The 12,238-nt window shown below is 60.6% G+C and carries 9 protein-coding genes and 1 pseudogene; 7 read left to right on the top strand and 3 right to left on the bottom strand.

Features of this window, described 5'->3' with window-relative positions; translation table 11 throughout:
- A pseudogene (locus tag HCZ87_RS17050) lies at positions 1-125 on the bottom strand (IS5/IS1182 family transposase); the annotation flags it as partial.
- Positions 126-396: 271 nt separating this feature from the next.
- Here HCZ87_RS17050 and HCZ87_RS17045 point away from each other — a divergent pair.
- The 5 genes from HCZ87_RS17045 to HCZ87_RS17025 all read left to right on the top strand — a co-directional run bounded on the left by HCZ87_RS17045 (position 397) and on the right by HCZ87_RS17025 (position 7,891).
- A complete protein-coding gene (locus HCZ87_RS17045; RefSeq protein WP_254868687.1) occupies positions 397-651 on the top strand; it encodes a hypothetical protein in 255 nt (84 codons plus the stop codon).
- Between the two features lie 340 nt (positions 652-991).
- Entirely contained in the window at positions 992-4,717 is a 3,726-nt protein-coding gene (locus tag HCZ87_RS17040) for a chemotaxis protein CheB (RefSeq protein ID WP_167645668.1), read from the top strand.
- A gap of 13 nt (positions 4,718-4,730) precedes the next feature.
- Positions 4,731-5,111, top strand: coding sequence for a response regulator (locus HCZ87_RS17035; RefSeq protein ID WP_167645666.1), 381 nt, complete (start codon positions 4,731-4,733; stop codon positions 5,109-5,111).
- Positions 5,112-5,114: 3 nt separating this feature from the next.
- Positions 5,115-7,505, top strand: coding sequence for a transporter substrate-binding domain-containing protein (locus HCZ87_RS17030; protein ID WP_254868686.1), 2,391 nt, complete (start codon positions 5,115-5,117; stop codon positions 7,503-7,505).
- The gene (locus tag HCZ87_RS17025; RefSeq protein WP_167645664.1) at positions 7,502-7,891 is read left to right on the top strand and encodes a response regulator; all 390 of its coding nucleotides are present in this window, start codon (positions 7,502-7,504) and stop codon (positions 7,889-7,891) included. Before HCZ87_RS17030 ends, HCZ87_RS17025 begins: the two co-directional genes overlap by 4 nt.
- On the opposite strand, the gene HCZ87_RS17020 is transcribed toward HCZ87_RS17025, so the two are convergent.
- Together HCZ87_RS17020 and HCZ87_RS17015 are read right to left on the bottom strand one after the other, a co-directional pair.
- Positions 7,888-8,031, bottom strand: coding sequence for a hypothetical protein (locus HCZ87_RS17020; RefSeq protein ID WP_167645662.1), 144 nt, complete (start codon positions 8,029-8,031; stop codon positions 7,888-7,890). The genes HCZ87_RS17025 and HCZ87_RS17020 overlap by 4 nt on opposite strands.
- Before the next feature lie 61 nt (positions 8,032-8,092).
- On the bottom strand, positions 8,093-8,857 hold the full coding sequence (locus HCZ87_RS17015) for an ABC transporter substrate-binding protein (protein ID WP_167645660.1): 765 nt from the start codon (positions 8,855-8,857) through the stop codon (positions 8,093-8,095).
- A 480-nt stretch (positions 8,858-9,337) separates the two neighbouring features.
- On the opposite strand from HCZ87_RS17015, the gene HCZ87_RS17010 reads away from it, so the two are divergent.
- Both HCZ87_RS17010 and tig read left to right on the top strand, forming a co-directional pair.
- Positions 9,338-10,453 carry a porin gene (locus HCZ87_RS17010; RefSeq protein WP_167645658.1) on the top strand — a complete coding sequence of 372 codons (1,116 nt, stop codon included), beginning with the start codon at positions 9,338-9,340 and terminating at the stop codon, positions 10,451-10,453.
- 253 nt (positions 10,454-10,706) lie between these two features.
- Positions 10,707-12,038, top strand: a complete 1,332-nt coding sequence (gene tig / locus HCZ87_RS17005; RefSeq protein WP_167645656.1) for a trigger factor — start codon at positions 10,707-10,709, stop codon at positions 12,036-12,038.
- Positions 12,039-12,238 lie beyond the last annotated feature (200 nt).

Below are 12,238 nucleotides of genomic sequence, written 5' to 3'. Positions count from 1 at the left end.
GTCGGCGGAGGGACCCACTCCATCTCGGGATCGAACCAAATCGTCAGCGATCCGCGCTGACACAGTGCTTCATTGTAAGCCGACCAGTTCGTGGTCTTGTACTTCGTCGGGGGCCAGCTGCTCATGCCTCCCAGCTATCATGCTGGATTCATGCAGTGAATCCCCCAACCGATTGGTGCAACAAGGCCGTTTCCTTCTACCAGAACATAGGTGTTAAATCAACGATAATCCGGCGGTCGTTCAGAAATAAGTTCCCAAAATCAAATGTTTAAAATTGAATGTTAGGTGGATTTCCGGGCGAGATATTCTCGGTGGCGTTGGAATTCATACACTGCGGCTCTTTTGGCGCTTGTGCCGTGCCGTGGCGTGAAGGGGGAGGCGCGCAGATGGGGTGGCTTGACGGGGCCGGGCCATCCGGGGATGGTCGCGGCGGCGATGCAGGAGGTCGAGATGATTGCCGCAAGGATTGAGGTCAAACGGCTGGACGACGGTCAGGTGAGTGTGCGCAAGGGGTCTTGGTACGATATCTTTCCCGAAGAGCAGCGGCTCTCTTGGGCGGAGTGGTATGAGGGAATGCACGCGCATTATGGCTACGATGGGTATCAGACCATGGCCGCTGCGCTTCGCGATCTAAGCGCGCCGGAGTCATGACGCGATCAGCCCCGGGCGCGCTGTCGGCGCTCGGGCTTTGTCGCATTTTACGCGGCGTTGCGGGCGATCTTGTGCTGCAAAAAACGTCCGTTCCAGAAAATGATGGTGAGAGCAGCGTTTAATCGGCGCCCTTCGTGCGGCAAAAGCCGCATGCACGCTAGACGCGTATGTGCTCCGGCGCTAACCTTTTTTCGAGAGCTGCCGGGATTTCCCGTTCTTTCGCGAGTAAGCGACTCGTATCGCGGGCGGCGGCGCTGGGGCGTCCTGCCATTCGCGCCATCGAGACGGTAATTTTGAGACAGTTGTATTGAGGCAGTGAATAGGGCGGTTCAGCACAGGAATGACGGATCAAGACAGTCAGCTTGGTGACGGCGCGTCTCGCGAGGGGCGGCGTGTAATGGGGACGGTGGACGAGCGATTTTACATTATCGGTGTCGGCGCCTCGGCCGGGGGGTTGGATGCGATCAAGCAGATGCTGACCCGGGTCCCGGAAGACTGTCCGCACAGCTTTGTTATCATTCAGCATTTATCGCCAGATTATAAATCCATGATGGCCGAGATCCTCGGTCGGGAAACCCAGCACAAGGTGGTGGAGGTTCTCGACGACATGCCGATCGAGCCCCGTCATATCTATGTGATCCCGCCTGGCTCCAATATCGTGACCCAGGGCAGCGAGGGCGACAGCACCCGCGATACTGTTCCGCAACCCGTCGATGCGACGCCGGGCCAGCGCGAGGCGGTGGGGCTGCGTTTCTCGCTCGTCCCGTCGCAACCCCGCCCCTCGCTGAACCTGCCGATCGACATCTTCTTCATGTCCCTTGCCGAAGCCGTGGGAGAGCGCGCGGTTGGTGTGGTGTTGTCGGGCACCGGATCCGATGGCAGCCGTGGCCTGCGTGCGATCAAGGACCGCGATGGCCTGGTGATCGTACAGGACCCCGAGACCTGCGGCTTTGATGGTATGCCACGTCAGGCGATCGCAACGGGCTTGGTGGATCAGGTCCTTCAACCCGATGATATCGTTGCGGAAATAGGCCGTTTTATTGATCTGCGCAGGCAGGGGATCTCCGATGTGGACGAAATGTTCCTCGGAGCGCAGGAGGTGTTCAGCGAGATCCTCGCCCGGGTGAGCGCCTGGGCCGAGATTGATTTTTCGCTCTACAAGGAGCCCACCCTGAAACGCCGGATCGCGCGGCGCATGGGGTTTCTTGGCCTGACCAAGATCACGGAATACCTGCGCTTTCTGGAAGACAACAGCGGCGAGGCGGAGCTGCTCTATCGCGAATTTCTGGTGGGGGTGACCAATTTCTTTCGCGATCTGCATGTCTGGCAGACGATGGAAACGCGCGTGTTGCAGCGGCTTTTCGAGGAAGGCGATATCAATGCGCCGCTTCGGATCTGGTCGGTTGGCTGCTCCACCGGCGAGGAAGCCTATACCATCGCCATGATGCTCCAGAAATTCCGCGAGGATAATCAGATCGAGCGCGATTTTCGCGTCTATGCCACCGACGCCAATGAGACCTCGGTCAATACTGCCAAACAGGGGATCTACCCGGATCACACGCTGGAGGAAATCCCGCAGGAGTATCGCGACGCCGGGTATATCACCCATCATCCTGGCACCATTGCCATCGCCCCCAAGATCCGCGCCAAGATCGTTTATGCTGTTCACGATATCACCTTGGATCCGCCCTATACGCGCACCGATCTGATCGTCTGCCGCAACCTGCTGATCTATCTGAGCCCGGATGTGCAGGCCAAGGTGATGGTGAATTTCTCCATGTCGCTGCGGATGGATGGCTATTTGCTGCTTGGCGCGGCGGAAACGCCTGGCGTTGACGGTGTCCGGTTCGAGTTCTTTCTCGGCAAGGAGCGCATCTATCGCAACAAGCGCACGGCGCAATCGGCGCCGGGGCGGGGGCGGTTGACGGCGCAGCTGCCGGCGCTTGGCATGTTGCCGCGGGCGCGTCGGATGCTGTCGCACGCGCCGAGCTTTCAGGATGACCTCAGCACGTTGTTCCAGTTCTCGCTGGAGGCGGCCCATACCGCTGTTTGTATCGTCGATCCCACTGCGACACTGCTCAAGACCTTTGGCAATACCAAGAGCATTCTGGAAATTCCCGCAAGCGGGTTTTCCACTAATGTTTTTGAACTCTGTGATGATCGCCTGCGCAGCGCGATCGCGCTGGTGATGCGCGGCGCCGAGGACAACCGGGCCGCGCAGGCGTCAGACATCCGCCTGATCGAAGAGGATAAGGTGCGCACCGTGTCGGTCAGCGGCCGCAAGATCATGTGGGAGGGGCACAGCACCGCCATTGCGCTGTTCATCCGCGAGCGGAGCAAGCCGCTGCCCAAGACGGAGGTCGATCCCGTTACCGAGGAGCCCGGGGAACAGACCCGGGCCTATATCCAGCACCTGGAAGGCGAGGTGCGCTCGCTTCAGGATATGCTTGGGGTGACGGCGCAGGATCTCGGCGCATCCAACGAAGAGCTCCAGACCGCCAATGAGGAATTGATCGCAGCCAATGAGGAGCTTCAGGCCAATAACGAAGAAACCCAGAGCATCAACGAAGAGCTTCACACCGTAAACGCCGAAAACATCGAACGAATCTCTGAACTGGAGCAGGTGAACGCCGACGTCGATACGCTGCTGGAAACAGCGGCCCTGGGGATTTTGCTGCTCGACAATGATATGTGCATTCGCCGCTTTAGCGCCGGTGTTACCCGCTATCTTGATCTCAAACACAGCGATATCGGCCGCCCGCTGGAGAGTTTTGCAACCCGGTTGCAACTGGAAGCGGTGGAGCTCTTGCTGGATGACGCCATGCTGGCGCGCGATCACAGCGAAGAAACCCAGCGCGAATTGCGCCGTCGCGATGGCGGCTATGTGCAGACCCGCGTGCGCCGCTTCACCCGCGCCCGCGGCACCGTCGATGGGGTGGTGATCACGCTGCTGGACATCACCGACAGCAAATTGCTGGAGCAAGAGGCGCGGCGCCAGAGCGAAATCCTCTCCAGCGTGCTGGAAAGCGAAGAGGCGGGCTATTGGGATTGGAACATCCCAGATGACCGGCTCTATCTCTCTGGACGGTTTAGCGACCTGCTGGGCTATGCCACCGGCGAGCTGGCCCCGACGCCAGAGACCTGGTTCGCGCTGATCCATGAGGAAGATCGCCTCGATTTTCACGCCGCCTATGACGCGCATGTGAGCTCGCGCGGCCGCACCCCCTTTGCCTGCGAGGTGCGGTATCTGCGCAAGGACGGCACGGTGATCTGGGTCAAGAGCCGCGGCCAGGTCACCGACTGGAGCATCGACCACCGTCCGCTGCGTATGATCGGCGTGCATCAGAACGTCACGGACCTGCGCGAACGCGAGAATGAAATCCAGCGTCGCGCCAATGAGATCCGGCGCTTTGCCTTTATCTCGGCCCATGATCTGAAACAGCCCTTGAATACGATCGAAAGCAGCATCGAGGCGCTGCTGGAAGATCTGCCTGAAACGCAGGACGAGGAGCGTGACGAGCTGGTTGGCTTTCTCACCCTCGGGATGCGCCGGCTGAAACGTCGGGTGGATGCGATCCTCGATTATGCGCGGCTGCAAGACAATGATATGATGTTCGAGCCGCTCGATCTGACCGCGATCACCCGGGCCTGTGTCTCCGATCTCGGCGCGCAGATTGCCACGGCGGAGGCAAAGGTGACGGTGGACCCGCTGCCCGCGGCTGTTGGGGCGCCCGAACTGGTGGCGCGGGTGATGCAAAACCTGATCAGCAACGCGCTGAAATACCGCAGCCCTGATCGCCCCTGCGAGATCACCATCGCCCCTGCGCCCGCAGGGGATGGTCGGGTCGGGGTGCGGGTCGATGACACCGGCATTGGCGTGGCCGAACCGGACCGGGAGAAAATATTCGAGCTCTTTACCCGTCTGCACGTCGATTCCGAGGTGGAAGGAAGCGGGCTTGGCCTGGCCATGTGTGAAAAGATCGTCTCGATGCATGGCGGCACCATCGAGGTGGACGAGAACGAGGTCGGCGGGGCAAGCTTTTCCTTCACCCTGCCTGCGACCTGAGCGAGGAATGACCATGAGCGACGCCCCCATGATCCTGCTGGTGGATGACTGCGACGCGGATCGCTATTTTTTCAAGCGCAGCCTGCGCAAGGTCGCACCCGAGGCGGAGGTGGTGGAGTTCGTCTATGCGCAGGATGCGCTCAGTTATCTGAAATCGCCCGGGCGTGGCGCGATTGATATCATTTTTGTCGATATCAATATGCCCCGGTTCAACGGTTTTGAATTTGCCGATGCCTATCATGCGCTCTACCCCGAATTGCGGGGCGATGCGCGGCTTTATATCTGCTCGTCCTCGATCAACCCGGCGGATCGCCAGCGCACGCAGGATCATCCGGTGATCAGCGGCTATTGCGAAAAGCCGCTGACCCGCGACACGCTTGCGGCCCTGATCTGACCGATGAGAGCTGGCGCATATCATCGTCTGACACCGCTGGGCGCGCTGCTTGTGATGCTGTTTGGCGCCTTTGCGCTGGCTGCATATGACGCCCGCGCGCAAGAGAGCCGCCAACCGGAAAAGGTGGTGATGGCCTGGGGCGATGTGCCGCCGCTGTCGATGCAGGGCCGGGACGGCGCGCCTACGGGCTTTGTGATCGAACTTGCCCGGCTCCTTGCCGCCAAGGTCGGGTTCGAGCTGGAATTGCGCCAATATCCCTCCGTGCCCGACATCGCGGCGGCGCAGCGGCGGGGCGAGACGGATATGTTGGTCGGGGTTGGTATGGGGCCGGCGTTTCGCGACAGCAATCTTGCCTCGGATGTCATCTCCGAAGTCCAGATCCGCTTGGCCATCCGATCAGAGGATGTGGAGCATTTCGACCCGCGCAGCTTGAGCGGTGTCAGGATCGCGGTGATCCCACCGACAATGGCCGCCAACCCGGAGCTGTTCCCGGAGGCGACCGTGGTCGAAGAGCCGGGACCGGAGGCCGCATTGCTGGCATTGCTGAACGGCGACGTCGATGCGATCTCCTATCCGGTGAATGTGATGTTCGGCATGACCCGCTCGGCGCGTCTGGATGGGCGGATTGCCTTTGTCGGAGAGCCGCTGCTGACACTGCGGCGCAAGGTTCTGGTGCATCAGAGCCGCGCCGAACTGTTGGCACCCATCAATGCGGCGTTGCGGCAGTTCGAACGCGATGGAACGCTGGACGCCTTGCGCGCGAAATATCTGATTACGAACCCGGAACCGGTGCCAGAGGTGCTTATGGTGGGGGTCCATTACGTGCCGCCCTTTGCCTATTTCAACGAGTCGAACGAGGCCACCGGCTTTGCCGTCGAGGTGCTGCGGGACCTGGCGCAGCTGGCCGGGTTGAAGCTCGCCTTTGTGCCCGTCACGGACGAGGAGTTCGGCCGTGGCCCCGTTGCCGGCGTCGCCGACATCCTGCCGCTTATGGCCTGGAACACGGCGCGCGAGGAGCGGATGGATTTCACCTATCCCATTCACCGGGTGCCGTTTTCGATCTTCACGCGCGCCAACAGCCCATATCAGCCGCAGCGGCTTGAGGATCTCGACGGGCTCAAGGTCGCGGTGGAAATCGGCAAGAATACGACCCTCCTGGCAGAGGCGCAGGGGGGGCTGGATCTTGTCTATGTAGAGGGCAAGGATGGCACGATGAATGCGCTGCTGGATGGCCGCGCCGACGCGACGCTCTCTCCGACGAACGCCTTTTGGTCGCATGTGGAACGCTCCGGCATGCGCGACCGGTTCAAGGTCAGCGCCACGCCGTTTTTCGTGTCTGAGAGCAGCCCGGCCTTGCGGCTCGGGTTGGGTGAAATCCGCGAGCGGCTGAATGCGGTGATCCCGGGGTATCTGCTGTCAGACCCCTATGCCCGCCATCAGGCGGACTGGCTTGGCCCGCCCGTTTTCTGGACCAAGCAACGGATCTGGTTGGCGGGCGCGGGCAGCCTGTGCCTGGTTGTGCTGCTGTTGGGCCTTGCGATCTGGCAAAAACGGCAGCGCGCCCGCGCCCGGGAACGTCAGGCGCGTCTGCTCCAGCATTCGCGGCAGCTCGAAATCCTGGTGGACGAGCTGGAACGCTCCAATCGCGAATTGGACAGTTTCGCCGATATCGCCTCGCATGATCTCAAGGAACCGCTGCGCGCGATCCATTGGCAGGTCGGCGCGCTTCAGGAACGGATCCGCGCCGCCAATGAGGAGGTTCCGGGCGAGGTGGCGCGCATTGCCGATCTTTGTATGCAAATGGAGGAGACGATCCGCGCCCTGCTGGCCTCCTCGCAGCATCGCGGCAAGGGGCAGGACCGCGGTGATATCAACACAGAGGCGCTGGTCGAGGAAATCCACAGGGATCTGTCAGAGCTGATCGGTGCCTGTGGTGGCCGCTTTCTGGTGGAAACCCCCTTGCCGCATGTGCATGCCAGCCGCGCCAAGGCCAAGGTTGTGTTTCAGAATCTCATCGCAAATGGATTTATCTACAACACCTCGGACCGACCAACGGTGCGCATCGGCTATCTGACGCCGGAGTTGCAAGACGCCAGCGGCCTGGTCCATGTCTTTTACGTAAAAGACAATGGCATCGGCATTGCGCCGCAGGATCAATCGCGGATCTTCAAGCCGGGCGTGCGGGGGGATTTCAAACCCGAGCGTCCCCTTCCCGGTGCGACGGGCAGCGGGCTGGGTCTGTCCTTTGCCAAGGATATTCTGGAAAGCTACGGCCAGCTTATCACCTTTGAAAGCGAACCAGGGCGTGGCACCAGCTTTTATTTTTCCTTTCCCAATGCCATCGGGGACCACAATGATGCGCCCTCAGCGGCGCAAATGGCGGATGCAATATGACGAAGATCCTGATCATCGACGACAGCCCAGAAGACACCGCGCTGCTGCGTAGCCTCTGCGAACAGATGCAAGCAAAGGGGATCGACAGTGCCGCAAGCGGCAGCGAGGGAGTGGCCCGTTTCGAGAAAACGCGCGCCGATTGCGTGTTGCTTGACTATCATCTGGCGGACAACAACGGGCTGTCGGTGCTCTCGGCACTGAAAGCGCGTGATCCTTTTGTGCCGGTCATTGTCTTGTCGGGCCGTGGCAGCGAGGAGCTGGCGGCTGCGGCGGTGAAAGCCGGGGCCACGCGATATCTGACCAAACGCGGCCTGTCACTGGATATGCTACGCACCGCGATCGAGGCGTCGATCCGCTGGATGCAACATGCAGCGATGTCGCGTTAGCGGGCAGGGCAGGCGCGGCCGGTGCCGCCACGCGACCCCGAGGCCTGCGCAAGCGCCGATGGCGCGGCCGTGTTCAGCCAGACCGCGTTCACGCCACTGTCCCGACATCGCACGTAGAGAACGAAAACAAGGGGCGACATCTGCGCCCCTTGAGAGAGACCATCCTGGCGGGGATGGCGTCGGTCGCGAGAGAGGTTGAGCCTACTTCCCAAGACCGGCGGCGGCGCTCAGCTCTTGCCGCGCCTTATCCAGCTCGCCGGAGGCCTGCATCTCGTCATAGGCCGCTTGCAGCCGCTTTGCGAGATCGGCACCGCCCTCGGCTTTCAGCGACACTTGCAAGAAGCCACCGGCCCCGACAATGGCGCTCTCGGTCGAGGCCAGCTGCGCGCGTTCTTCTTCGGTGAATTCATGCTCCAGCATGTAGTGCGCGACGTATTCATCCACGATGAAAGCATCAATACGCCCACCGAGCAGCTTGCGGAAGTTGGAAAGGTCATCCTTGGCGGTCTGGGTCTTGATGGCGCCGCTATCGGCATTGGCCCAGAAGACGGGCGTATAGGAGTAGCCGTGGGTGACGCCGATCACCACGCCTTCCAGCTCAGTGACATCCTCAAATTCTGGGATCGGCTTGTCGGTGCGGTAGAACAGCACATTTCGGTCCAGCGAAAAGGGTCCAACCATTTCGAGGTCGGCCTGATCGCTGCGCTCAGGCCAGTAGCTGGAGGCGGCAACCTGACCGTTGCGCGCCATTTCCAGGGCACGCTTCCAGGGCAGGTATTCATATTCCACCGTGACGCCAGCGTGAGCAGCGACGCGCGACACCAGCCCGTTCACCACACCGCCATCCGGCAGATCCGCACCGGTGAAGGGGGCATATTCGCCGGTGGTGACGGTGATGGTTTCCGCGCTGACCGGAGCAGCAACAGCGAGAAAGAGACCGGCGACAGCGCTAATCAAGTGTTTCATTGTAAGACCTTATTCTGAGTTTGATCCGAAGATCCGTTTGAGGAGAGGGGGAGGAGGAGGCCCCCGGCCCCGACAGGGGGGGCATTTGGCGAAGCTCCAACTGAAGAACAGAAACAAGCCTCGAATTTTTGTCCGACTATATCGAAATGAGCCTAACCAAACCTTATTGCGAAGGGCTATTTCGCTAAGATTGTTCGAATAGGAGAATCAGCCCTTCGGGGTGCGACCTGTGCGGATGCACCAGTGGACTGGCAGCAATGACCGGGGCGCAACTGTCGGCGGTCGGTCGCCGGTTTTGCGCGCAAATGGCCGGAGGGCTCGGCGAAAAAACTCCGTTTTTCGGCCCTCACGAGAAAGTAAACCGATCCGTTTACTTGACGCGATTTTCAAGTCCTGTTCAAAAAAAACTTCCGTGGTAACCGGTCTGGGTCGGATCCGGGGATGGAGGATGGCCGACGAATTTGACTCAGGAGCACTGAAATGAGCACCAAGACGATTGCAGCGGGTTCCGGCGCGCTGGCGCTGGCAACCCTCCTTGCTGCCCCCGCATTCGCGGGGCCGACCTATACCTCCGACAATGGCGGCAGCTTTAGGTGGTATGGCCAGTTGAACCTGACCTATCAATCCTATGACGATGGCCAGGAGAACTTTAACCGGCTGGTCGATAACGCAAACTCCGGCTCCCGGCTTGGGTTCTGGCTGGAGCAGCCCTTTGGCGAGAATACGCTGAAGTTCCATTTCGAGACCTCGCTGTCGCTGCGCGGCTCGGATGGGGTGGATCAAAACGATCAGGGCGATATCACCAATTGGACCCGCAGCGATCTGCGCCATGTGGATCTGCAATGGCACACTGCGCGTTATGGGGTATTCTCCATCGGGCAGGGCTCCATGGCAGCGGACGGCGCGACCGGGCTTGATCTCTCCGGCACCGGTGTTGTCGCCAATACCTCGGTGGCTGATGCGGCGGGCGGGGATTTCCTGCGCAATACGGCGGGCAATCTGACCGGGATCGCGATCAGCGATATCTTCCCGACCTATGATGGGTCGCGGCGCGGGCGCATTCGCTATGACAGCCCGGAGTTCGCAGGCTTTACCCTGTCGGCCTCTTATGGCGAGGACATCCTGTCAAAGAACGCCGATACAGAGCAATATGACATCGCGCTGAACTACGCCAATGATGATCTTGGTGACTTCACCGTGCAGGGCGCGCTGGCGGTCAATTGGACCGACCGTTCCGGTAGCGACACCCGCGACACATTGGCCTCTGCGGCGATTCTGCACGAGCCGACCGGCCTGTCGCTGAGCGTCGCCGGCGGGGACCGCGATACCGGCGGCAACTACGGCTACGTCAAGATCGGCTACACCGCATCGTTGCTCTCTGTGGGTGAGACCTCCTTCTCGGCGGATTATTACGACGGCTCCGATCTGGTCTCCAACGGCGACAGCGCCAGCTCCTTTGGCGTGGCGGCGGTGCAGAAGTTCGACAAGCAGAACCTGGAGGCCTATCTCGCCTATCGCGAATATTCCTATGATGACACCGCCAGCAGCTATCAGGACGGCCAGGTGATCCTGGCGGGCGCACGCTGGAAGTTCTGATCCTGCCGTAGGGCCGGGCGGATCGGTCCCCAGGATATCACATTGCCGCGCCTCCCGGATACAGACCGGGGGGCGCGTTTTCTTTTGACCACGCGAAATTCCACGAAAATCGGGGAAAACCTGCCTTTGATCGGGCCTTGGAGGCGGATTGAGGTTTATGGCCCTTGCACCGCGCGGGCAGGACCAATAGAAGGCCACAAATTGTCTGGGGGCGGAGCCTGCGCGCGCGCCCCGAATCTCTATGGGGAATAGAATGCAGGTCACAGAAACTCTGAACGAAGGTCTGAAGCGCGGCTACGCCATCACCATTCCGGCAACCGAGCTGGAAGAGAAGGTCAACGTGAAACTGGCCGAAGCACAGCCCGAGATCGAGATGAAGGGCTTCCGCAAGGGCAAGGTGCCGATGCCGCTTCTGAAGAAGCAGTTCGGCCCGCGTCTCATGGGCGAAGTCATGCAGGAAGCCGTCGATGGTGCGATGAGCAAGCACTTCGAAGAGTCCGGCGACCGTCCGGCGCTGCAACCCGACGTCAAGATGACCAATGAAGATTGGAAAGAAGGCGACGACGTCAATGTCGAGATGACCTATGAAGCGCTGCCCGAGATCCCCGACGTGGACCTCTCCGGCGTGGCTCTGGAAAAACTCATCGTGAAGGCCGAAGACGAAGCCGTCACCGAGGCGCTGAACAACCTGGCCGCCACCGCACAAGAGTTTGAGGCCCGCGAAGAGGGCGCCGCCTCTGAAGATGGCGATCAGGTCGTGATCGACTTCCTCGGCAAGGTTGACGGCGAAGCCTTTGAAGGTGGCGCTGCGGACGATTACCCGCTGACGCTGGGCTCCAACTCCTTCATTCCCGGTTTTGAAGAGCAACTGGTTGGCGTGAAGGCCGGCGAGGAAAAAGACGTCACCGTGACCTTCCCCGAAGAATACGGCGCCGCGCATCTGGCTGGCAAAGAAGCCGTCTTCACCTGCACCGTCAAGGAAGTGAAAGCCCCGAAAGCGGCCGAAATCGACGATGAGCTGGCGAAGAAATTCGGCGCCGAAGATCTGGACCAGCTGAAAGGTCAGATCTCCGAGCGTCTGGAGGCAGAATATGCCGGTGCCGCTCGTCAGGTTATGAAACGCGCCGCTCTGGACGCGCTGGCCGAGCTGGTCTCCTTCGACCTGCCGCCGTCGCTGGTGGAAGCCGAAGCCAAGCAGATCGCGCATCAGCTGTGGCACGAGGAAAACCCCGAGGTGCACGATCACAACCACGGTGAGATCGAAACCACCGAGGAGCACAACAGCCTTGCCGAGCGCCGCGTGCGTCTGGGCCTGCTGCTCGCGGAAATGGGTCAGAAAGCCGAAGTCGAAGTGACCGATCAGGAAATGACCCAGGCGATCATGCAGCAAGCGCGCCAATACCCGGGTCAGGAACGCCAGTTCTTCGAGTTCATCCAGCAGAACGCACAAATGCAGCAGCAGCTGCGTGCGCCGATCTTTGAGGACAAAGTGATCGACCTGGTGTTCGAACAGGCCAATGTGTCTGAAAAAGAGGTCTCCAAGGAAGATCTGCAAAAAGCCGTGGAAGCGCTGGAAGAGGAATAAACCCCTCTCCGCTCATCCCATGAGCATTGCGAGAAGGCCGCCCAGTTGGGCGGCCTTTTTCCGTTCGACTGTAGCGTCAAGATCATGGAGCCAAGCGCTCCCGCCCGTTGTCGATCCTCCAAAAGAGGATCTCCGCCCGTTGGGCCCGGCAGCCCGCTTGCGCGGGCTGCGGCGCTTCATCGAGAGAACGGCGCAAGGCC

The organism is Phaeobacter sp. HF9A, from assembly GCF_011806385.1.
In the GTDB taxonomy this organism is placed as follows: domain Bacteria; phylum Pseudomonadota; class Alphaproteobacteria; order Rhodobacterales; family Rhodobacteraceae; genus Epibacterium.
The sequence above is the reverse complement of the archived record's forward strand: the minus strand, read 5'-3'. Positions and strand labels throughout refer to the sequence as shown.

What these genes read in the sequence shown, in the direction of transcription:
- tig (WP_167645656.1), top strand. Translation starts at nt 10,707, where the DNA reads ATGCAGGTCACAGAAACTCTGAACGAAGGTCTGAAGCGCGGCTACGCC.
- HCZ87_RS17040 (WP_167645668.1), top strand. Translation starts at nt 992, where the DNA reads ATGACGGATCAAGACAGTCAGCTTGGTGACGGCGCGTCTCGCGAGGGG.
- HCZ87_RS17030 (WP_254868686.1), top strand. Translation starts at nt 5,115, where the DNA reads ATGAGAGCTGGCGCATATCATCGTCTGACACCGCTGGGCGCGCTGCTT.
- HCZ87_RS17010 (WP_167645658.1), top strand. Translation starts at nt 9,338, where the DNA reads ATGAGCACCAAGACGATTGCAGCGGGTTCCGGCGCGCTGGCGCTGGCA.
- HCZ87_RS17015 (WP_167645660.1), bottom strand. Translation starts at nt 8,857, where the DNA reads ATGAAACACTTGATTAGCGCTGTCGCCGGTCTCTTTCTCGCTGTTGCT.
- HCZ87_RS17025 (WP_167645664.1), top strand. Translation starts at nt 7,502, where the DNA reads ATGACGAAGATCCTGATCATCGACGACAGCCCAGAAGACACCGCGCTG.
- HCZ87_RS17035 (WP_167645666.1), top strand. Translation starts at nt 4,731, where the DNA reads ATGAGCGACGCCCCCATGATCCTGCTGGTGGATGACTGCGACGCGGAT.
- HCZ87_RS17020 (WP_167645662.1), bottom strand. Translation starts at nt 8,031, where the DNA reads ATGTCGCCCCTTGTTTTCGTTCTCTACGTGCGATGTCGGGACAGTGGC.